The organism is Streptomyces sp. NPDC091289, from assembly GCF_044757365.1.
GTDB lineage: Bacteria > Actinomycetota > Actinomycetes > Streptomycetales > Streptomycetaceae > Streptomyces.
In genome coordinates this window covers 259,815-282,311 of sequence record NZ_JBIVUT010000005.1, presented here as the reverse complement: position 1 = coordinate 282,311, position 22,497 = coordinate 259,815, and the positions used below count along the sequence as shown (strand labels likewise).

The 22,497-nt window shown below is 73.8% G+C and carries 12 protein-coding genes; 11 read left to right on the top strand and 1 reads right to left on the bottom strand.

Going from position 1 to position 22,497, the window contains the following annotated elements:
* Nucleotides 1-39: 39 nt before the first annotated feature.
* From ACIQPT_RS08655 to ACIQPT_RS08645, 3 genes are all read left to right on the top strand, one after another.
* Nucleotides 40-576, top strand: a complete 537-nt coding sequence (locus ACIQPT_RS08655) for a GNAT family N-acetyltransferase (protein WP_401154025.1) — start codon at nucleotides 40-42, stop codon at nucleotides 574-576.
* A 75-nt stretch (nucleotides 577-651) separates the two neighbouring features.
* Nucleotides 652-945: a DUF4229 domain-containing protein gene (locus tag ACIQPT_RS08650; protein WP_401154023.1), complete on the top strand. Its 294-nt coding sequence runs from the start codon at nucleotides 652-654 to the stop codon at nucleotides 943-945.
* A 403-nt stretch (nucleotides 946-1,348) separates the two neighbouring features.
* Nucleotides 1,349-2,731 carry a dicarboxylate/amino acid:cation symporter gene (locus ACIQPT_RS08645; protein WP_401154020.1) on the top strand — a complete coding sequence of 461 codons (1,383 nt, stop codon included), beginning with the start codon at nucleotides 1,349-1,351 and terminating at the stop codon, nucleotides 2,729-2,731.
* A 98-nt stretch (nucleotides 2,732-2,829) separates the two neighbouring features.
* Here ACIQPT_RS08645 and ACIQPT_RS08640 read toward each other — a convergent pair whose 3' ends face one another.
* Nucleotides 2,830-4,110: an alpha/beta hydrolase family protein gene (locus tag ACIQPT_RS08640; protein WP_401154017.1), complete on the bottom strand. Its 1,281-nt coding sequence runs from the start codon at nucleotides 4,108-4,110 to the stop codon at nucleotides 2,830-2,832.
* A gap of 473 nt (nucleotides 4,111-4,583) precedes the next feature.
* On the opposite strand from ACIQPT_RS08640, the gene ACIQPT_RS08635 reads away from it, so the two are divergent.
* The 8 genes from ACIQPT_RS08635 to ACIQPT_RS08600 are packed head-to-tail and all read left to right on the top strand — an operon-like array spanning nucleotide 4,584 to nucleotide 22,430.
* Complete coding sequence (locus ACIQPT_RS08635) at nucleotides 4,584-7,922, top strand: amino acid adenylation domain-containing protein (RefSeq protein ID WP_401154015.1); 3,339 nt, start codon at nucleotides 4,584-4,586, stop codon at nucleotides 7,920-7,922.
* Nucleotides 7,919-13,831 (top strand): amino acid adenylation domain-containing protein, encoded by a 5,913-nt coding sequence (locus tag ACIQPT_RS08630; RefSeq protein WP_401154012.1) that lies wholly within the window; start codon nucleotides 7,919-7,921, stop codon nucleotides 13,829-13,831. The genes ACIQPT_RS08635 and ACIQPT_RS08630 overlap by 4 nt, the downstream gene beginning before the upstream one ends.
* Nucleotides 13,828-15,363, top strand: coding sequence for a class I adenylate-forming enzyme family protein (locus ACIQPT_RS08625; RefSeq protein WP_401154009.1), 1,536 nt, complete (start codon nucleotides 13,828-13,830; stop codon nucleotides 15,361-15,363). The genes ACIQPT_RS08630 and ACIQPT_RS08625 overlap by 4 nt, the downstream gene beginning before the upstream one ends.
* Complete coding sequence (locus ACIQPT_RS08620) at nucleotides 15,360-18,545, top strand: amino acid adenylation domain-containing protein (RefSeq protein ID WP_401154007.1); 3,186 nt, start codon at nucleotides 15,360-15,362, stop codon at nucleotides 18,543-18,545. The genes ACIQPT_RS08625 and ACIQPT_RS08620 overlap by 4 nt, the downstream gene beginning before the upstream one ends.
* The gene (locus ACIQPT_RS08615; RefSeq protein WP_401154004.1) at nucleotides 18,538-18,741 is read left to right on the top strand and encodes an MbtH family protein; all 204 of its coding nucleotides are present in this window, start codon (nucleotides 18,538-18,540) and stop codon (nucleotides 18,739-18,741) included. The genes ACIQPT_RS08620 and ACIQPT_RS08615 overlap by 8 nt, the downstream gene beginning before the upstream one ends.
* Nucleotides 18,738-19,028 carry an acyl carrier protein gene (locus ACIQPT_RS08610; RefSeq protein ID WP_401154002.1) on the top strand — a complete coding sequence of 97 codons (291 nt, stop codon included), beginning with the start codon at nucleotides 18,738-18,740 and terminating at the stop codon, nucleotides 19,026-19,028. The genes ACIQPT_RS08615 and ACIQPT_RS08610 overlap by 4 nt, the downstream gene beginning before the upstream one ends.
* Nucleotides 19,021-20,487, top strand: coding sequence for a condensation domain-containing protein (locus ACIQPT_RS08605; protein ID WP_401153999.1), 1,467 nt, complete (start codon nucleotides 19,021-19,023; stop codon nucleotides 20,485-20,487). The genes ACIQPT_RS08610 and ACIQPT_RS08605 overlap by 8 nt, the downstream gene beginning before the upstream one ends.
* Nucleotides 20,484-22,430 (top strand): N,N-dimethylformamidase beta subunit family domain-containing protein, encoded by a 1,947-nt coding sequence (locus tag ACIQPT_RS08600; protein WP_401153996.1) that lies wholly within the window; start codon nucleotides 20,484-20,486, stop codon nucleotides 22,428-22,430. The genes ACIQPT_RS08605 and ACIQPT_RS08600 overlap by 4 nt, the downstream gene beginning before the upstream one ends.
* Nucleotides 22,431-22,497: the final 67 nt, after the last annotated feature.

Genomic DNA, 22,497 nt, shown 5'->3' with positions numbered 1-22,497 from the left:
GGGATTGAGTCCGATGGAAGTAATGGTTACTCTGCCCCTATGGCGCTTACTTTCGAGCTGGATCCCGCGTTCACCCCCACCCTGCGCGACGGCATCACCGCCCTGTGGGCCGACGTCACCAACGCGGGCGGGGCCGTCGGTTTCGTCCCGCCCGTCACGGCCGAGGACGTCCGGCCCGACCTGCTCAAGCACCTGGTCGCCATCGAGCAGGGCCGCACCCGGCTGCTCGTCGGCCGCGACGAGGACGGCACCGTCGCCGCCACCGCCTTCCTCACCCTCAACGACCACCGGCTGCTGCGGCACTGGCTGTGGCTCTACACCGTCATGGTCCACCCCCGCCTCCAGGGCAAGGGGTACGGCCGCGACCTCATGGCCGCCACCGCCGACGCCGCCCGCTCCATCGAGGGCATCGAGGCGATCCGCCTCACCTGCCGGGGCGGCACCGGCGCCGACCGCTTCTACGCCGCCTGCGGCTACAAGGAGGTCGGCCGGGTGCCGGACGCGATCCGCGTCGCCCCCGGCGACGACCGCGACGACATCGTCATGCTGCTGCCGCTGGGCCCGGCAACCCCCTGAACCGAGAGAATTCGGGCCATGCTTCACTGGACGGGCAGAAGCGTGTCGAGAGTTCATGGGAAGAGAGGGCCAGCCGTGTCCGCTGCCAAGCCGAGCGCCTTGATCCGTTACACGGCGTTGCGCCTGCTGATCTTCGTCGGCTGCTTCTTCGCCGCCGGTGTCGCCGTCCACTTCGGACTGGTGCCCGCAGGGCTCGGAGGCTCCAACATCGTCTGGGTCATCCTCCTCGGCCTCCTTCTCTCCGCGCCGCTCAGCTATGTGCTGCTGCGCAAGCAGCGCGACGAGATGTCCGAGCAGATCGTCTCCACCGTCGACCGCACCAAGGCGCGTCTCGACGCCAACCGCACCCGCGAGGACGCGGTTCAGTAAGCTTCCTCACACGCGCGCCGCGCGTCTCCTTCTTTCCCGCCGGACCCCGTACCGGAGCGAACCGCTCCCGTACGGGGTCCTCGGCGTTTTCCGGCCAGGTGCACCGGCGGGAGGGCCGCCCGTGAGCCAAAGAAAGGCTTTGAGGTTCTCAAAGTTCAAGTGTTAACGTATTCGACGTGAAGACAGCTGTGCGCCTCCGTCATGCCGCGAGCATCCCGCTCGTGGCGCGCCTGCATGTCGATCTCTGCCGCTGTATGTCCGCGGTCTGTTGCCGCAAGGTCTGATACGGCATCATGCAGCGGCGCCGCCCCTGACGCGGGCGCCGCGACCCCGTCCCCGTTCCACCGCACGACCGTACGGATACCTCCGTGCGTCCCGATGCGTCCTTTACTGGAGTGTGTCCGTGTCCGCGAACCCCGCGTCCGCCGCGCCCGAGGCCGAGCAGCCGTCCACCGGCTCCGGCTCCGGTTTCCGCATACCCAAGGTCCCGTTCTGGGCCCAGATCGTCGCCGGTCTGGTGCTCGGTGTGCTGCTCGGCTGGCTGGCCCGCAGCCAGGAGCTCGGCTGGCTCGTCACCACCCTCGACGAGATCGGCTCGCTCTTCGTCCAGCTGCTGAAGCTGGCCGTCGCCCCGCTGGTCTTCTTCGCGATCCTCGTGTCGATCACCAACCTGCGCCAGGTCAACAACGCCGCCCGGCTGGCGACCCGCACCCTGCTCTGGTTCATGATCACCTCGCTGATCGCGGTCGCCATCGGCCTCACGATCGGCCTGGTCACCAACCCGGGCTCCGGCACCGGCCTCACGCCGAAGGACGGCAAGCTCTCCGAGACCAAGGGCAGCTGGATCGACTTCCTGACCGGCATCGTCCCGGACAGCGTGATCACGCCGTTCACCGAGCTGAACGTGCTCCAGATCGTCTTCATGGCCGCCGTCGCCGGTGTCGCCGCCCTCAAGCTCGGTGAGAAGGCCAAGCCGATCCTCACCCTCAGCCAGTCGATCCTGGAGCTGCTCCAGAAGGCTCTGTGGTGGGTCATCCGCCTCGCCCCGATCGGCACCGTCGGCCTCATCGGCTACGCCATCGCCGACTACGGCTGGGACCTCATCGGCAAGTACGCGACGTTCACCGCCGACGTCTACATCGGCTGCGCCATCGTGCTGTTCGGCGTCTACCCGCTGCTCCTGGCCACCGTCGCCAAGGTCAGCCCGCTCCAGTTCTTCAAGGGCGCCTGGCCCGCGATCCAGCTCGCCTTCGTCTCCCGCTCCTCGGTCGGCACCATGCCGGTCACCCAGAAGGTCACCGAGCGCCTCGGCGTTCCGAAGGAGTACACCTCCTTCGCCGTCCCGTTCGGGGCGACCACCAAGATGGACGGCTGCGCCGCGATCTACCCGGCGCTGGCGGCGATCTTCATCGCGCAGATCTTCGACGTGCAGCTGGGCATCGGCGACTACCTCCTGATCGCCTTCGTCTCCGTGATCGGCTCGGCGGCCACCGCCGGTCTCACCGGCGCGACGGTCATGCTGACCCTCACCCTGTCCACGCTGGGCCTCCCGCTGGAGGGCGTCGGCCTGCTGATGGCCATCGACCCGATCCTGGACATGATCCGCACCGCCACCAACGTGGCCGGCCAGGCGGTCGTCCCGGTCATCGTCGCGGCCCGCGAGAAGATCCTCGACCACGACAAGTACAACTCGGCCTCGGCCTCCCCGATCGACGTCTTCGGCGACACCGACCAGGACGAGGTCCGCGACACCGAGCCCAGGAGCGCGGTGCCGGCCACCGCGTAACGCCGCACGCCGCACTCCGCACTCCGCAGGGCAGCGCCCCCGGTCCCCGTACGTTTCCGTACGGGGACCGGGGGCGCTGTCGTGCCGTCCTGTCCGTGTCAGGGGTTCTGGAAGAGGACCTCGGGGTTGGCCGGCGTCGGGCCGTTCAGCAACCTGCCCGGCCGGCCGCGCAGGCTCCGGTCGAAGAAGGCGGTCACATAGCTCCGGGTGATCGTCGTCGAACGGGCCGCGGAGAGCGTCGCGGCCGGGTCGGGGTCCTCGATGCCGAGCTGCTCACCGATCTCCGGGGTGTCGGTGAAGGTGAGGTGCCCGGCGTCGCGCACGGTCAGCCACCGCTTCCAGCCGTTCAGCCGGTCCCAGCCCTCGTCCCAGGACGTGTCGCCGGCACCGGGGCCGTGCCCGGGGTCGGTCCCGAGCATCAGGAACGGCCGCCCGCCCAGCCCTTTTTCGGGGACCGGGGCGAAGAACGTGCCGTCCATGTTGAGGCCCGCGTCCACCCGGCGGTCGGCGGCCATCGTGGAGGCGGCCGCGTTGCCCCCGATGGAGTGGCCCGCCATGCCCACCCGGTGCGGGTCGATCGTCCGGGCGTGCCGCCACGCCGGGTGCGGGCCCGTCAGCCGGTCCAGCAGGAACGAGAAGTCGGCGGCCCGCCCGGTGGAGACGGCGGCCAGGACCTCGCGCCGGGCGTCGTCGTCGGGCTGCGCGTCCACCCGGTCGCAGGCGGCACAGGTGAGGACCCGTCCGTCGGGCAGCTCCGTACCGGTCGACTCGTACGGATGGTCCGCGGTCGCCACGACGTAACCCCGGCTCGCCAGTTCCTCCGCGAGCCCGGTCAGCGTGGCCCGCGGGGTACCGAAGCCGGGGGAGAGCAGGACCAGCGGGAAGCGTCCCGGGGCGGGCCGGGCGGCGTTACGGGCATGGGTGCGGGCGGCGCTGACGAGGCCGGCCGGCACGACGTCCTCCAGCCCGCGCTGCGCGAGCATCAGCCGCGCTTCCTCCGTCGTCATGTACGGGGCCGGGTCGCCGCCGCTGCCGGGACGGGCCGGGTAGTGCAGCGAGACCAGCAACTGGCGCTGCCCGGCGGCCGGTACCCAGGGGTCGGGCCGCGCGTGGTCGGTCAGGAACAGGGTGTCGCGGCCGGTGGCGTACGAGCCGGTGGGGCGGGGAAGCGTCAGCGCGGACGGCAAGGAGTCCTCGCCGAGGTCTGCGGGGGAGGCGGCGGCGGCGGTTAAGGCGGCGGGCGGGGCCGGGGCCGGGGTCCGGTCGGACGCCGAGGCGGGTGCGGCCGTTCCGGCCAGGGCGGCCAGGGCGGTCAGCGCGAGAGCCACGGCGGTCGAGGTGGCCCTGGAGGGCCGGTTGCTGCGAACGAAGATCGTCATGTCCGCAACGCTAGGCGGCAGTCCGGGCCGCCCGCATCGGACGCCGGGTGGAGCCGGTGTCGGACCAGGGGATGACGGCCGGCCGGCCGGCTTGCCGTGCCCGGCGGGAGAGGCGGAAGCGTTGCCGAGTGCGGGGGCGGGCCGATGGCACGGGGCCGTGCTTGTCATTCACGCGAGGCGATTTCAGCCAGTGAAGCAGGTATTGCCGCACCCTTTCTGGTAGTTCGTCGCCACCTGTTCGACCGGTACCGGCCACCTCTGCGTGGTCCAGACCATTGACTTCGCCTGCCCCTGCCTCCTACCGTGACCGTTGCCCGGGGCCGAGGTCGCGGGGGAGACCGGAACGCGCCACTGCCGCCCCCCGCGCTGCTTTCTGACGACCCGTCGGCAATGACGTCCGGTGCCGCACGCCGTCCTCGGCCGTGTCGTCACCAACGGTCGGCACGCAGTCGGCACACAGGGGGGCACCGCACATGATCGGTACGGCCGGCGGGACCGGAGCGCACACGGACGGCCGTGCCGGTGAGGGCGGTGGGGGCGGTGACGGTGGCGCGGCGCTCCCGTTGAGCCCCGCGCAGGAACGGCTCTGGTTCCTGCACCAGTTGGACCCCGACGACGCCTCGTACAACATCCCGCTCGTGCTCCGGCTGGTCGGCGCGCTCTCCGAACCGGCGCTGCGTGCCGCGTTCGACGGGACCGCCGCCCGGCACGAGGCCCTGCGCACCCGGTTTCCCGACCTGGACGGCCGACCGGCCGCACGCGTCGAGCCGCCCGCACCCGTACCCGTCGAGAGCATCGACCTGCGCGGCCGCCCCGCGGACGCGGCCCGGCTGCTGGCGGAGCGGACCAACGCGGCCTTCGACCTCGCGCGGGGGCCGCTGCTGCGGGTGAGCCTGCTGCGGACGGACGAGGACGAGCATCTGCTGTGCCTGGTCCTCCACCACATCGTCGCCGACGGCTGGTCGCTGAACCTGCTGCGCACCGAGCTCGCCACCCGCTACGCCGCGCACCTCGACGGAAGCGCCGTCGAGCTGCCCGAGCTGCTCCCGTACACCGAATACGCCGTCAGGGAGCGCGAGTTCGCCGAAGGAGTCGAGGCGGAAGCCGCGCTCGCCCACTGGCGCGAGCGGCTCGCGGGCGCGCCGGTGCTCGACCTGCGGCCCACCGTGGCGGAGGGGACCAGGGGCACCGGAGGAGCGTTCCACACCCGGCGGATCGCCGGGGCGGGTGCGGCGGTCGACGCACTGGCCCGGCAGAAGCGGTGCACTCCGTTCATGGTGCTGCTCGCCGCCTACCAGGTGCTGCTGCACCGCTGGACCCGGCAGGACGACTTCTGCGTCGGCGTGCCGGCGGCCGGCCGCGACGAGCCCGAACTCGAAGAGCTGATCGGCTACTTCTCCACCACGCTCGTGCTGCGTGCCGAGCTCGCCGGATCACCGTCCTTCGGCGAGCTCCTGCGGCGCGTACGCCGGTCCGCGCTGGCCGCGTTCACCCACGACCGCGTGCCGTTCGAGCGGCTCATCGACGAGCTGGGCGTCGAACGCCGCCTCGGCGGCAGCCCGCTCTTCCAGACCCTGCTGACCGTCCACACCCAAGATGAACAGGGCGACGGCGCAAGGGACTTCGCCGGACTCCGGTGCACGGACACCGACGGCGGCCATGCGGCAGGCAAGTTCGAGGTGATGCTCGACCTGCGCCGCGAGAGCGACGACCTGATCGCGGTGTTCGGCTACCGCACCGACCTCTACGACGCCGCCTGGGCCACCCGGTTCGCCCGGCACTTCGAGACGCTCCTGCGCGGCGCGCTGGCCGACCCGGACGCACCGGTGTCCGAGCTGCCGCTCCTCCCGCGGTCCGAGACGGACGAGCTGCTGGCCCTGGGAACCGGCGCGGACGTGCCGGCGGCCGACACCGAGGCGCTGCCCGCCGCTCTGGCCCGCGCGGCCGAGGCGTACGGCGACCGGACGGCGGTGCGCGACGCGTCGGGGAAGCTGACGTACCGGGGCCTGTGGACGGCGGCCGGAGCGCTCGCGGTGCGGCTGCGGGAGGCGGGCGTACGGGGCGGGGACGTCGTCGGCGTACGGCTGCCGCGCGGTACGCGGGCGGTCACCGCGATGCTGGCCGCCTGGCGGGCGGGCGCGGCCTACCTGCCCCTGGATCCGGCCTACCCGCGGGCCCGCCTGGACTTCATGGTCGCGGACACCGGCGTACGCGTGGTGGTGGCGGACCCGGACGACACCGAGGCCTTCGGCGAGTGCCTCACCGACCGCCTCACCGTGCTCGCGCCCGAGGCACCCGGCCCGGCAGGCCCGCCCGACGCGCGCTGGGAGGCGGGCCCCGACGACCCCGCGTACGTCATCCACACCTCCGGCTCCACCGGAACGCCCAAGGGCGTCGTCGTCCCGCACCGCGCACTGGCCGCCCGGGTCGGCTGGATGCGGGAGAACTACGGCATCACGGCGGACGACGAGGTGCTCCAGTTCGCCTCCCTGAGCTTCGACACCCACGCCGAGGAGATCTTCCCGACGCTCACCGCCGGGGCCCGCCTGATCGTCGCCGGACCGGACAGCGCCCTGCCCGACCACCTCCACCTCGCCGCCGGACAGGGCCACGGACCCACTGTCCTGGACCTGCCCACGCCGTACTGGCACGAGCTCGCCGACGACCTCGACGCGGTCGCCTGGCCGCCGGGCCTGCGGCTCCTGATCCTCGGCGCGGACCAGGTGCGGCCGCGCGCGGTCGCCGCCTGGCGGGCCCGCTTCGGCGACACCGTGCGCGTGGTCAACTCCTACGGCCCCACCGAGACCACCGTCATCGCCGCCACCGCCGAACTCGGCCGCGCCGACGCGGTCCACCGCCCGCCCATCGGCAGCCCGATCGGCGGGACCACGCTCACCGTCTGCGACGCGCTGGGCCGGCTCATGCCGTACGGGGCACCGGGCGAGCTCCTCGTCGGCGGAGCCGGGGTGACGTACGGCTACGGCGGCAGGCCCGGGGCGACCGCGCGGGCCTTCGTGCCCGATCCGTACGGACCGCCGGGCGCACGCCGCTATCGCACCGGCGACCTGGTCCGGTGGCGGACGGACGGCCGGCTGGAGTTCCTCGGCCGCATCGACGACCAGGTCAAGGTGCGCGGCTTCCGCGTCGAGCCCGGCGAGGTGGAGACCGCGCTGCTGGCCCTGGACGGAGTCGGCCGGGCGGTGGTGACGGTGCGGGACGAGGCGCTGGTCGGGTACGTGGTGCCGGAGCGGGGCGGCGGTGACCGTCCGGAGGCCGTGGGCGGTGGTGGTGATCCGGAGGCCCCGGGCGGCGGTGGGCAACGGCTTGCGGCGGGGGCTCTGCGTGCCGCGCTGGCCGCCGTGCTCCCCGCCCACCTGGTGCCGAACTCCCTGGTCGTCCTGGACGCCCTGCCCCTGACCCCGAACGGCAAGGTGGACCGCCGCGCCCTGCCCGCGCCCGAGCAGCGGCCGGACCTCGGACCCGGGTACGTGGCCCCGCGCACCGATGCGGAGGGGCTCGTCGCCGAGGTGTGGACCGAGGTGCTGGGCCTGGACCGGGTCGGCGCGCTGGACGACTTCTTCGACCTCGGCGGCCACTCGCTCCTCGCCACCCGCGTCGTCGCCCGGATCAGGGCGGCCGCCGGTCCGGCGGTGCCGCTGCGGGCGCTGTTCGTCCACCGCACCGTCGAGGCGTTCGCGGTCGCGGTGGAGGACCTGCTGCTGGCGGAGATCGAAGCGCTGACCGACGAGGACGCCGAGCACCTGCTCGCGGCCGAGTCCGGCCCGGAGAGAAACGGAACGACGACGGCATGAGCGGCACCGAGGCACGCCCGGCGGACGGCACCCAGGACGGCGACGCGAACGACAGCGGCGCCGGAAACGGAAGAAGCGGCACGAGACCCGGTGGTGAACGGGACACCGGCACGAGACCCGACGCCAGGCCCGCCGCCCCGCTCTCCGACGCCAGGCCCGCCGCCCCGCTCCCCGACGCCAGGCGCGTCCCGCTCTCCGATGCCAAGCGCGCCCTGCTCGCCCAGCGGCTGCGCGGTCGCGCCCGCCCCGCGCAGGCCGTGCCGAGGCGTCCCGAAGGGACCGTGCCGCCTCTCTCGTTCGCGCAGGAACGCCTCTGGTTCATGGAGCAGTTCGCGCCCGGCACCGCCGCGTACAACATCCCGGTCGCCCGCCGCCTGCGCGGCCCGCTCGACCGCCCCGCCCTGCAGCTGGCGCTCGACGCGGTGATCGCCCGCCACGAGACGCTGCGCTCCCGCTATCCGGCCACCGACGACGGCCGCCCGGTCCTGGAGATCGCCGCACCTGCCCCGTTCGGCCTGCGCACCGCCGACGCGGACGACGAGGAGCACGCGGCCCGGCTGGTCGACGAACTCGGAGCCCTGCCCTTCGACCTGGTCACCGGCCCCCTGATCAACGGCCTGCTGGTCCGCATCGCCGACGACGACCACGTCCTCCTTCTCGTCGTGCACCACAGCGTCAGCGACGGCTGGTCCAGCGAGGTGCTGGTCTCCGAGGTGCTGCGCGGCTACACCGCGTACGCGACCGGCGGACCCGACCCGCTCACCGAACTACCCGTCCAGTACGGCGACTTCGCGCTCTGGCAGCGCGACCGGCTGACCGGCGGCCGACTGGCCGACGAAGTCGCCTACTGGGACCGTGAGCTGGCCGGGGTCCGGCCGCTGGAGCTGCCGACGGCCCGCCCGCGACCCGAGCGCCAGACCTTCGACGGCGCGGGGTTCGGCTTCGACGTCGACCGGGACCTCCTCGACCGGCTCACCGCCCTCGGCAAGCAGCACGGTGCGACCGTGCACATGGTCCTGCTCGCCGCGTTCCAGCTGGTGCTGTCCCGAATCTCCGGGCAGCGGGACTTCGCCGTCGGCTCGCCGGTGGCCGGACGGCCGGAGCCCGAACTCGAAGGTCTGGTCGGGATGTTCGTCAACGTCCTGGCGCTACGGGCCCGGCTGGACGGCGACCCGTCCTTCGCCGAACTCCTCGGCCGGACCCGGGAGACCTGCCTGGAGGCGTACGCCCACCAGGAGCTGCCCTTCGCCCAGCTGGTGTCCGAGCTGAACGTCGAACGGGACGTGACGCGCTCACCGGTGTTCCAGGCGGTGCTCGCGATCCAGAACTACGCCTCGGCCGCGCAGGCCGCCGAACTTCCTCTGACGGTCGAGCCGTTCGGGCTGCACGCCGCCGGAACCAGGTTCGATCTGGAGCTGTTCCTGATGGAGTGGCCCGGCGGGCTGCGCGGTGCGTTCAACTACAACACCGACCTCTTCGACGAGTCCGGCGTCGCCCGGATCGCCGACTGCCTCGACCGCCTGCTGCACGCCGTCGCCGACCGGCCCGGCCTGCCGGTCTCCGCGCACGACATCCTGGATCCCGCCGAGCGGACCCGGATGCTCGACACATGGAACGACACCGCCGTCGGCCTCCCGGACGACGCGACCCTCACCGGCCTGGTCGCCGCACAGATCGCCCGGACGCCGGACGCCGTCGCCGTCGGCTTCGGCGGCGAGACACTGACGTACGCCGAACTGGACCGGACCGCCGAGCGGATCGCGCGGCGGCTGGCCCGCGAAGGCGTCGGCCCCGGAAGCCTGGTGGCGGTCAGCGCCGAGCGCTCGCTCGACCTGCTCCCGGGCCTCCTCGGCGTCCTCAGGACCGGAGCGGCCTACACGCCGCTCGACCCCGAATACCCGGCCGAGCGGCTCGCGTTCATGCTCGCGGACAGCGGTGCGGAGGTGCTTCTCACCCAGCGCCGGCTGCCCGTGCCCGAAGGATGCGCGGCGCACGTCCTGCTGCTGGACGACCCGGCGGAGTGGGACGGCGACGACGACGGCCCCGGCGACGGCCCCGGCGGAGACGGCGTACGCCCCGTGGGCCCCGCCGGCGACGACCTCGCGTACATGATCTACACCTCCGGCTCCACCGGCCGTCCCAAAGGCGTGCCCAACACCCACCGGGCCATCGCCAACAGGCTGCTGTGGATGGCCCGTACGTACGACCTCACCCCGGCCGACGCCGTCCTCCAGAAGACGCCGACCGGCTTCGACGTCTCGGTCTGGGAGCTGTTCCTGCCGTTGATCACGGGTGCCCGGCTGGTCGTCGCGCAGCCCGGCGGGCACAAGGACGCCGCGCACCTGCGCGACACGATCGCCGAACACGGCGTCACCGTCGCCCACTTCGTGCCCGCCATGCTCGACGTGTTCCTCGCCGAGGACGACGTCGAGCGCTGCACCACCCTGCGCCGCGTCGTGTGCAGCGGCGAGGAGCTGGCCCCGCACACCGCCCGCGCGTTCACGGCCCGGCTGCCGCACTGCGCACTCGCCAACCTGTACGGGCCGACCGAAGCGGCCGTCGACGTGACGAGCTGGGAGTGCGCGGGCGACCTCGCGGCCGTGCCGATCGGCGCACCGGTCGACAACACGCGGTTGTACGTCCTCGACGCCGACCTGCGCCCCGTCCCTGTCGGTACGCCCGGCGAGCTCCACATCGGCGGCGTCCAGGTCTCCGTCGGCTACCATCGCCGACCCGGCCTGACCGCCGCACGCTACGTCCCCGACCCCTTCGGTCCGCCCGGCGCCCGCCTCTACCGCACCGGAGACCTGGCCCGGTGGCGGCCGGACGGACAGTTGGAGCACCTGGGCCGGATCGACCAGCAGGTCAAGATCCGGGGCCTGCGCATCGAACCCGGCGAGATCGAGGCCGCGCTCCGCGCCGAGGAGGGCGTCGCCGCCGCGGCCGTGATCGTCCGCGAGGACAACCCGGGCGACAAACGCCTGGTGGCGTACGTGGTGCGCGCCGCGGAGGCGGACGGGAACGCGGAGGCGGAGGTGGACAGGGGCGCGGACGGGGGCAGGGACGGGTACGCGGCCGGGGACACCGATCTCGACCCCGCCCTCCTCCGCACCGTCCTGCGCCGCACGCTCCCCGACTACATGGTCCCGGCCGCCTTCGTCACCCTCGACGCGCTCCCGCTCACCCCCAACGGCAAGCTCGACCGCCGCGCCCTGCCCGCGCCGCAGGCCCGCCGTACCGGGGGCGCGATGGCCGCGCCGGAGACCGCCACGCAGCAGGTGCTGGCCGAGATCTGGGCCGAGATCCTGAACCTGCCCGAGGTCGGAGTCGACGACGACTTCTTCGACCTCGGCGGCCACTCGCTGCTCGCCACGCAGGTCATCGCCCGCGCCCGCAAGCGACTGCCGGAGGCCGGAGCGCGGCCGGTCAGCGTCATGGACCTGTTCACCTCGCGTACGGTCCGCGAACTCGCCGCCCTGGCCGACCTGGACGAGTCCGAGCGCGGCCCGCGCCATCTGCTCCACCGGCTCACCCGCCCCACTCCGCCCGAGGGCCGGACGCTCTCCTTCGTCTGCGTCCCGTACGGCGGCGGCAGCGCGGTCGTCTACCAGCCGGTCGCCGACGAACTGCCCGCCGGATACGACCTGTGGTCCGTGGCCATCCCGGGGCACGACATGGGCGTCACCGAGGAGCACCTGGAGTTCGACGAGCTGGCCGGGAAGATCGCCGACGAGATACGCGAGCGGGTCGGGGGACCGGTCGCGCTGTACGGACACTGTGCCGTCGGCAGCGCGCTGACCGTCGCCGTCGCCCGGCTCCTCGAAGGTGCGGACCGGGAGGTGGAGGCCGTCTACATCGGGGCACAGTTCCCGTTCGCGCGGCCGCGCGGCCGGGTGCTGGGCCTGCTGAGCCGCATCTCGGCGCTGGACCCGCTGCTGAGCGACCGCGTGTACTTCAACTGGCTGCGCTCCATGGGGGCCGAGGTCGGCGAACTCGACGAAGCCCAGATGAAGTTCATGATCGGCAACATGCGTGCCGACTCCCGCGCGGCGGAGGAGTACTTCACCGAGGTGCTGGCCGAGGTCGAGGCGGGCGGGGCGCTGCTGCGGGCCCCGGTGATCTCGGTCATCGGCAACCGCGATCCGGCGACCGACTTCCACCAGGAGCGCTACCGCGAATGGCAGATGCTCGCGGAGCGCTCGGCGCTGGCGGTCCTGGACGAGGGCGGCCACTTCTTCCTCAAGTACCGGGCCCGCGAGCTCGTGGAGATCGTCACACGCACGCATCCGGCGGTCGGGACCGGCCCGGAGGCGGTACGGGAGCTGCCGCAGGAGGCGGACGACGGATCCTGGTGGTTCCACGAGGTGAGCGGGAGGGGCGAGGAGCGGACCGAGGCCCACAAGGAGCGGACCGAGGCCGCTGACGCGGCGCACGAGACCGGGCAGGCCGCCGACGCCGGGCCGCCGCCCGGCATGGGCCGCTTCCTGGCCGTCGCCTTCGGCCAGTTGCTGTCCATCACCGGCTCCGCGCTCACCGAGTTCGCGCTACCGGTGTGGATCTACATGGAGACCGGCTCGATGGGCAAGTACGCCCTCTACGCCGTCATCGGCATGCTGCCCGGCATCCTCGTCGGACCGCTGGCCGGAGCGGTCGTCGACCGGCTCGACCGCCGCCGGGTCATGCTGGCCAGCGACGTGGTCGCCGGCTCCACCCAGGCGGCGCTGCTCACGCTCCTGCTGAGCGGCAACCTCGCCTCCTGGCACATCTACACCCTCCTCGGGCTGCTGTCGGTCGCACTCACCTTCCAACGGCTCGCCTACGCCTCCTCCGTACCGCAGCTGGTGCCCAAGCAGTACCTCGGTCACGCCAACGGCATCACGCAAATGGCCTTTGGATTCGCGCAGTTCATCGTTCCGCTGGCCGCGGTGGCGCTGATGGCCGGGATCGGTCTGAAGGGCATCCTCATCCTCGACGTCGTCAGCTACACCATCGCCATCGGCGTGCTGTCGTTCGTGAAGTTCCCGAAGACGCTGCCGTGGACACGGCGGGAGTCGCTGGTCGCGGAGATCAAGCACGGCTTCGCCCACTCCTGGCGCAACCGCGGCTTCCGGTCCATGCTCCTGTGGTTCGCGGCGCTGAACATCTTCCTGTCCCCGCTGTTCCTGCTGGTCACGCCGTTGGTGCTGTCGTTCGACTCGCTGGAGGCGGTGGCCAGGATCTCGGTGGCCGGAGGCGCGGGAGCGATTCTCGGCGGCATCGCGATGGGCTTCTGGGGCGGACCGAAGCGCAACCGGATGCGCGGCATGCTGGGCCTGGCCGGGCTGCTCGCACTGGCCTGCGCGCTGGTCGGGGTCCGGGCGGATCTGTGGATCATCGGCATCGGCACGTTCGGGATGTCCTGCGCGCTGTCCATGGTCAACGGTGTCTACACGACGATCGTCCAGATCAAGGTCCCGCAGCGGTTCCACGGCCGGGTGTTCGCCCTGAACACGCTCGTCGCCTGGTCCACCCTGCCGATCGGACACGGGATCATCGCGCCGGTGGGCTCGTCGGTCTTCGGCCCGATGTTCGAGGACGGCGGCTCGCTGACCTCGACGGTGGGATCCCTCATCGGTACGGGGCCGGGGCGCGGGATCGGGTTCATGTATCTGTTGTTCGGCGCGGCCATGCTGGCCCTGGTGGTGATCGGCCTTCGGCTGCCGGTGCTGGCCCGCTTCGACCTCGACGTCCCGGACGCGTTGCCCGACGACCTGGTCGGGATCCAGGAACGCGAGCGCCGGGCGCGGGAAGCCCGGGAGGCGCGTGAAGCGAGAGAAGCGCAGGAGCCCGGAAGCCCGCGGGACGCACAGGACGCACAGGACGCACAGGACGCACAGGACACCAAGGCCGTCCTGGAGGACGCCCGGTGACCGCCGCCCCGCGCAGTCTTCCCGCCCTGCTCGACCACCGGGCCGCCGCCGACCCCGGCCGCACCGCGCTGATCTGCGGCCACCGCACCCTGACCTTCGGCGCATGGCGCGAGCGGGCCGATGCCCTCGCCGCCGGGCTGCGGAGCCGGGGGCTCGGGCCGGGGGCGCGGGTCGTGCTCCGCTACGGCAGCGGCGACTGGATCGCGTACGCCGTCGCGTACTGCGGTGTCCTGCGCGCCGGTTGCGTCGCCGTACCGCTCTCGGACCGGCAGGCCCCGGCGACCGCCGCCCATGTCCTCGCGGACAGCGGGGCCACGGCCGTACTGCATCCGCCCGGTGCGGTCCTGCCGTCCGGCCTGCTGCCGACAGGAGTGTGGGCGGCCACGGCGGAGGAGACCGAGGAGGAGGAGACCGAGGAGGAGACCGAGGCGACGGGGGCAGCATCGTCCGGCACGCAGGCGCCCGCCGAGCCCGAGCCCGACCCCGCCGCCCTCGCGCAGATCCTCTACACCTCCGGCACCACCGGCAGGCCCAAGGGCGTCACCGCCACCCACGGCAATCTGGCGCACGGCTGCACGCTCGACGAGCGCCGCCGCCCGCTCCGGCACTCCCGTCACTTCCTGCACGCCTTCCCGGTCGGTACGAACGCCGGGCAGACCATGCTGGTCAACGCCCTCGACTCCGCCGCCACGGCCGTGGCGGCACCGCAGTTCACTCCGGGGCGGTTCGCGCGGCTCATCGAGGAGTACGGGGTCGGCAGCGTGTTCCTCGTCCCGGCGATGGCCATCGAGCTCCTCGGCTCCGAGGCCGCCCGGCGGTACGCCACCGACAGCGTCCGGCTCGTCGGCTCGACCGCCGCCGCCCTCCCCGGGCCCGTCGCGCTCGGCCTCGCCCGCGCCTTCCCGCGCGCCCAGGTCGTCAACTACTACACCTCCACCGAGGCCGCCCCCGCCCAGATCACCCTGCTCTTCGACCCCGACCGCCCCGACTCCCCGGGCCGCCCCGCCTCCGTGCGCGACCTGCGGATCACCGCCCCCGACGGGACTTTGCTGCCGCCCGGCGAACCGGGCGAGGTCTGGCTCCGCACCCCGGCCGCACCCCGCGCCTACCTCGGCGAGGACGCGGCGCTTTCGGAGGCCTTCCAGGGGCGCTGGGTGCGGATGGGGGACCTCGGGCGGCTGGACGAGGACGGGTATCTGCATCTGCTCGACCGGGAGCGGGACGTCATCAAGTCCGGTGCGCACAAGGTCTCCACGCTCCAGGTGGAGGACGCCCTGCACGCCCATCCGGCGGTGGCGGACGCGGCGGCGTTCGGTGTTCCGCACGCCGTCCTGGGCTCGGTCGTCGCCGCCGTGGTCGTGCCGCGCGGCGAGCTGACCGTGCCGGACCTGCGGACCTTCCTGCTCGACCGGCTGGCGGCCCACGAACTCCCGGCCCGCCTGCTCTTCCGCCCCTTCCTGCCGCGCAACGAGGGCGGCAAGATCCTCAAGCGCGAGCTGCGCCAGCTCCTGGACGACGAGGCCCTGCGATGACGAACACGACGTCTCCCCCTTCTCCCTCTTCTCCCGCATCTCCTTCCGCACCTCCTTCCGCGCTCGGACCGGCCCAGCACGGGATGTGGGTCACCGAACAGGTTCTGCGGCCCGGCTCCGCGCACCACCTGGCCGTGACCGCGCGGTTCGCCGCCCCGCCCGATCCGGCGGCGCTCGACGCCGGCCGCGCCCGCCTCCTCGCACGGCATCCGGTGCTGGCGTCACGCCTGGACCCGGAGGGCCCCGCGCTCGCTCCGGCCACCGGCCCCGCGCCCGAGCTGCGCCGGCTGACCTGCGCGCCGGACGAACTCGACGCGCTCCTCGCGGAGGAGAGCGCCCGGTCCTTCGACCTGGCCGAAGGGCCGCTCGTACGGTTCGCGCTCGTGACGGCCGGGGACGACAGCCCGGTGCTGCACGCCGTGGTCCACCACCTGGTGTTCGACGGCACGTCGAAGGACGTCCTGCTCGCGGAGCTCCTCGGCGCGCGGACGGCCGAGGTCCCACCCGCGAAGGACCCCGCCGGGCCCGCACCTGAGCCGGAGCCGACGGACGAAGAGGCGGCTGCGGCAGGGGAGTTCTGGGCCGGCCGCTGGTCCGACCCGGCCGCGCCCGTGCTCCCCGGCCTCCCGCCCTCCGTACGGGACACCACGGCTCCGGCGCCGGGCTCCGCCGTCCCCTTCACTCTCGACGGCCCGCTCCACGCCCGCATCGGTGACACCGCGCGGTCCCTCGGTGTCACCCGCTTCGAACTGCTCCTCGCCGTCTGGCACACGCTGCTCCTCCGCTACGGTGACCGCTCTCCCGCCACCGCACTGGAACTCTCCACCAGACGCCCGGGGAGCCCCGACCACGTCGGTCTGTACGTCAACGAGCTCCCGCTCTTCACCCGCCCCGACCCGGACCGGCCGTTCGCCGTCTTCGTCCGGGACGTTCGCGAGGAGCTGCGGGCTCTCTACGACCACCGCACCGTCCCGCTCGCCCGTGCGGTGCGCGGCGGCCTCACCCCGCGCACCGCGCTCACGCCGCTGTCGGTCAGCTACCGCCGCCGCACCGGCTGGGAGGCGCGCGAAGCACCGGGCGTCGACGTGGACTGGATCGGCTTCACCCACTCCGTACGCAATCTGGCGCACCTCCAGCTCGTGGACGGGCCGGACGGTGTGGACGGCTCGTTCCAGTACCGCACCGACGCCTTCACGCCCGGCGCGCCCGCCCGGATCGTCGGCCACTTCCGCACCCTGCTCGACGCGGTGCTCACCGCCCCGGCCACCCGCCTCGCCGACCTGCCGCTCCTGGCGGGTGACGAGCTGGACCGGGCTCTGTACGCGGGCAACGGCACACCGGCGGCCCGCCCGGCGGACGCCACCGCATCCGCGATGTTCGCGGAACGGGCGGCGGCGACCCCGTCCGCCGTGGCCGTGGTCATGCCGGACGGAACGGAGGTTTCGTACGGTGAACTCCACACCGCTGCTGAGGTGTTCGCGGACCGCCTGGCCGCCGCGGGCATCGGGCGCGGCGATCTCGTGGGCATCCAAGTGGCCCGGTCGGTGAACGAACTGATCGCCGTGCTCGGCACGTTGGCGGCGGGAGCGGCCTACGTGCCGCTGGATCCCGGCTATCCGGCGGACCGGCTCGCCTTCGTCCGCGCGGACGCGCGCCTGGCCGCACTCGTCGTCGAGGGGCCCGCGCCGGACGGGCTGCCCGGTGACCTGCCGGTCCTGTCCCCGGAGCCCGGGGGGACGGCTCCCGCACCGCCGCGCGACCGGTCCGCCGCCCCGGCCGCCGGGGATCCCGCGTATGTCCTCTACACCTCGGGCTCCACGGGCCGCCCCAAGGGCGTCGAGGTCCCGCACAGCGCGCTCGCCAACCTCCTCGGTGCGCTCGCCGACCGGCTGGGGGCGGGGCCGGAGGACCGCTGGCTGGGGCTGACCTCGCTGTCCTTCGACATCTCCACCGTGGAACTGCTGCTGCCGCTGATCACCGGAGCCCGTGTCGTCCTCGTCCCGGAGGAGCGGCAGCGTGACGGTGCGGCGCTGCTGAAGCTGATCGAGGCCCATGACGTCACCCATGTCCAGGCGACGCCGAGCAGTTGGCGGCTGATGCTGACCGCGGGGCTGCACCGTCCGGGTCTCGTCGGCCTGGCGGGAGGCGAGGCGCTTCCGGGGTCGCTGGCGTCCGAACTCGCCCTGTCCATCGGCCGGTTGATCGACGTGTACGGGCCGACCGAGACCACCGTCTGGTCCACCCTGGCCGAGCTCGCTCCCGGCGATCCGGTGACGATCGGCCGTCCGCTGGCCGCCACCCGGGCGTACGTCCTCGACGCGCACGGCGGGCCCGTCCCGGACGGGATCCCCGGCGAACTGCACCTCGGCGGCACGGGCGTGGCCCACGGCTACCGGGGCCGCCCCGGGCTGACCGCCGAGCGCTTCGTGCCGGACCCGTGGGGGCCGCCGGGCTCACGGATGTACCGCACGGGCGACCTGGTGCGCCGACTGCCGGACGGGCGGCTGGAGTTCGCCGGACGCATCGACACCCAGGTCAAGCTGCGCGGCCACCGCATCGAGCTGGGCGAGATCGAGGCCCGGATGGCCGAGCACCCTTCGGTGTCGCAGGCGGTGGTGATCCTGGAGCCCGGGGACGACTCCGGGAATGACCCCGGGGACGAGTCCGGGAACGGCCCCGGGAACGACCCCGGGGTGGCCGGACAGGCCCGGCTGGTCGCGTACGTCGTCGGAGCCGCGCAGGAGGCCCCGGCCGCCGCCGACCTCCGCGCCCATCTCGCCCGTACGCTCCCCGCCGCGATGGTCCCCGCCACCTGGGTCCCGCTGTCCGGGCTGCCCCTCACCCCGAACGGCAAGGTGGACCGGGGGCGGCTTCCTCGGGCCCCGAGGACCAGGCCGGAGGCCGCCGCGGCCGACGGGGCCGAGGGCACGGCAGCCGACGGGACCGCCGCCGTGGTGCGGGACATCTGGCAGGAGGTGCTGCGGCTCGACGACATCGGCCCGGACGAGGACCTCTTCGACCTCGGCGGCCACTCGCTGACGATCACCGCCATCGCCGCCCGTATCCGCAAGCGGCTCGGCGTCGAGGTGCCCCTCGACGTCTTCTTCGACACCCCGACGCTCGCCGAGGTCTCGGCCGTGGTGAGCGAGCTCCAGCAGCAGGAGGAGAGCAGCGATGAGTGACACAACCGCGTACCAGGTGGTCGTCAACGACGAGGAGCAGCATGCGCTGTGGCCCGCGAGGGCCGATCCGCCGGCCGGCTGGCGGGCGGAGGGGTTCTCCGGGTCCGAGGAGGAGTGCATGGCCCACGTCGACCGGGTGTGGACGGACATCCGCCCGCTGAGCCTGCGCCGCCGTCTCACGGAGGAGGCCCGGTGACGGCCCCGGCCGCCGCCGGGGCCGCGCTGCGGGCGAGGGTCGCCGGGCTGGTGTCCCGTGCCACCGACGGCGAGGTGACCGAGGCCGAACTGCTGGCCGAGGGTGTCTCGTTGACCGCTATCGGAGTGACGTCCCTGGCGCTGCTCCGGCTGATCGACGCGGTGGAGGAGGAGTTCGGGATCTTCCTCGACCTCGACGGACCGTTCCGTTTCCTGGACGATCTCGACGGCCTGGTCGGCCATCTGGCCGAGCTGGGCGCGGGGACGGGCGGTGGGGACGATGGCTGAGACGGTTGGTACCGCCACCCCCACCGAGGTGGGTTTCCGTGGCGAGCGCGCCGGGAGCGCCCCGCTCACCTGGGGCCAGCGGGCCATCTGGCACGCGATCCGTCGCACCGCGCCCAACGACCACTACTTCAACATCGGCCGCGTCCTGCCGCTGGCCGACCGGGGTCGCCCCGCGTCGGTCGCCGGGACGCTGGACGCGCTGGCCCGGCTGATGGAGCGGCACGAGGCGCTGCGCACCCGGCTCGTGCTGTCGGCGGAGGACGGCGAGTCGTCGCAGCGCCTCGCGGACACGGGGTCCCTGCCCGTGACGACGGTCTCGGCCACCGGCCTCCCGGAGGCGGCGGCCGAGGCGGCGGCGCTGCTCGACCGGCTGTCCGCCACCCGCTTCGACTACGCCGCCGAGTGGCCGGTGCGCGCCGCTCTCGTCACCGTCGGCGACCGGGTCACCCACGCCGTGCTGGTCCTGTGCCACCTCGCCGCCGACGGGCACGCCGCCGAGGTTCTCGTACGCGATCTGCGGCTGCTGGTCCGGCGCGGCTCGGCCGGGCGGCCGCCCGCCGCCACCCCGCTGGACCTGGCCCGCGACCAGCACGCCGAGGGCGGGCGGCGGCGCGGTGCGGCGGCCCTGGCGCACTGGGAGGCGGGCTTCCGGGCCGCGCCGCCGACGATGTTCCCCGAGCCGTACGCGGAGCCCCGTACCCCCCGCTTCTGGACCGGGCGGATCGTGTCGGCGGCCCTGGCCCGCGCGGTCGGAGCGGTCGCCGCCGCGCACCGGGTCAGCGGTTCCACCGTGCTGCTCACCGCGTCGGCCGTGCTGGTGGCGGCGGGGGAGGGGCACCGTACGGCGGCGGTGATGCCGATCGTCGGCAACCGCACCGCCGGGGCCCTGCGCGACCTGGTCTCCACACTGTCGCAGGACGGCCTGTTCGTCCTCGACCTGGCGGAGGAGTCCGGCCGGGCGGACGGGGAGGCCGCGTTCACGGACCTTCTCCCCGCCGCCTACCGTGCGGCCCTGCGCGCCTACCGGGCCGCCGTCTACGACCCGGTGGAGTGGGACGCGCTCGGCGAGCGGCTGTGCGCGGAGTACGGGCGCGAGGTGCACCCGTACTGCTGCTTCAACGACATGCGCCTGGTCGAACGGGCCGTACCCGAAGGCCCGCCGCCGACCCCGCAGGAGCTGGCGGCGGAGCTGACGGAGGCCCGGCGGCGGACCTCCTTCGGTTTCCCCGCCACGCAGGACCGGGTGGCGTGCCGCTACTGCCTGCACATCACCGAGGAGGGCGACGCGCTGGCGGTCTCGCTGACCGCCGACACGGCGTATCTGCCGCCGGAGGCGATCCGCGCGCACCTGTACGCGATGGAGGAGCTGATCGTCGCGAGCGCGGCGGGCAGTCCTCCGCTTCTCTCGGACCTCGGCGCGCTGCCGGCGACGGCGGAGCCGGAGGGCGAGAGGCCATGACCACGGGCGAACCCTTGCGGGCCTGGGCCGACCGGACCTCCTGCGTCCAGGGCGGCCGGCTCGCCTTCCACCTGACGGGGGCCGACCGGTCGACGGACGTCCGGGTCCGCGTCTTCGACGGGGTGAGCGAGGAGCTGCTCCTCACGGCTGCGGTGACCGGCCCCGACTGGACCCTGGACGTCCCGCCGGACTGGCCCAGTTGCCTGTGCCGCGCCGCCTTCGACGTACCGGGAGAGGACCGGCCGACGACCGACGAGGCGGAGCACGAGGTCTGGTTCGTCGTCCGGGCCGCCCGCCCGGGCACGGCCTCCCGGATCCTCGTCCCGATCCCGTTCGCCACCTGGCGGGCCTACACGCACGCCGGGCAGCCGCACCGGGGCCTCTACTACTCCGAGCAGCCCCACCGCGCGGCCCGGGTCTCCTTCGCCTCGCCCGGCGGCGGCCCGCCGCCCGAACGCTGGGAGGAAGGGCTGCTGCGCTGGCTGCCGACGGCAGGCCATCCGGTGGACTTCTGCTCCGGCCTGGATCTCCACGGCGGTGACGAACTCCTCTCCCACTACCGCCTGTTGGTCGTCAACGGCCATGACGAGTATTGGTCGATGGAGATGCGCGACAGCGTCGAGGCGTTCGCGCGGCGCGGCGGCAACGTAGCGTTCTTCGCCGCCAACACCGCCTGGTGGCAGATGCGGCTGGAGGACGACGGGCGCACCATGGTCTGCCACCGGGACGCGCTCACCGACCCGATGACGGCGATCGACCCGCGCCGGACCACCGTCGAGTGGTCCAGCTCGCCCGTCGACCGCCCGGAGAACACGATGACGGGCCTCAGCTTCCGCCGGGGCGCGGGCGCGTGGGGCGAGGGCATGGCGGTGATGCGCAAGGACGCCTACACGGCCCGGTTCGCCGGGCACTGGGCCTTCGCCGGTACGGGGCTGGCGGACGGCGAACCCTTCGCGCGCGGCGCACTCGGCTACGAGACGGACGCCTGCGACCTGGAGTGGACCGGCGAGGTGCCGCGCGCGACGGGCGTGGACGGGACACCGGCCTCGTTCGTCGTCCTCGCCACCGCCGATCTGCGGCACTGGCGGGAGTACGGGCAGGGCGGCGCGGCGACGATGGGCGTCTTCCGGCTCGGCGCGGGCACCGTGTTCAACGCGGGCACGATCAACTGGGGCAGCGTCCTGGCGGACGACCCGGTCGTCGACCGCATCACCCGCAACGTCCTGGACCGGCTCGGCGGGGCGGCCCCCGGCGACGGCTGGGAGGCGGCCGGAGACCCGGACGACGTCCACGCGCTGGCCGTCTGCGCGGGCACCCTGTTCGGCGTCGACGGGCGGGGCCGGCTGCTGTGCCGGGAGCCGTCCGGGCAGAACCTGCCGTGGCGGCCGGCCGGGCACGCTCCCGGGGTGCGGGCGCTCGCCTCGGCGCGCGAGGCGTCCGGCGGGCTGCCGCTGGAGCTGTACGCGGCCACGGAGGACGGCCGGCTGCTGCGCCGCGACCCGGTACCGGGTCCGGTGCCGGGGCTGGGCACGCGGGAGTGGGTGGAGGCCGGGACTGTACCGGCCGGCACGACCGCTCTCGCCCTCTGCGACGCGGGGATCTTCGCCGTGACCCCGCACGACGACACGCTCCACCACCTCTCCGCGCTCGCGCTCGACGAGCCGTGGCGGGTGCTGGGGGACGCGGGCGGGGCGGTCGCGCTCACCACGCTGAACAGCAGGCTCTGGGCGGTCACCGCCGACGGCCGGCTGCGCACCCGCCTCCCGGCGGGCCCGGCGGACGGGCCGGCCGCCTTCACGGACAGCGGGGTGCCGGGCCCGTCCTCGGCGACCGGCTCCCCGACCGGCTGCACGGGGCTCGCGGGCCGTGCCGGGAGCCTGTACGCGGCCGTCGCCGGAGGCCCGCTGCTGCTGTGCGCGAGGCCCGCCGTACCGCCCTGCTGATCGCTTCCGGCACGACGCCGCGGCCCGCCGCCGTACCCTGGGCGGTGAGCAGGGCAGTGGGGGCGGG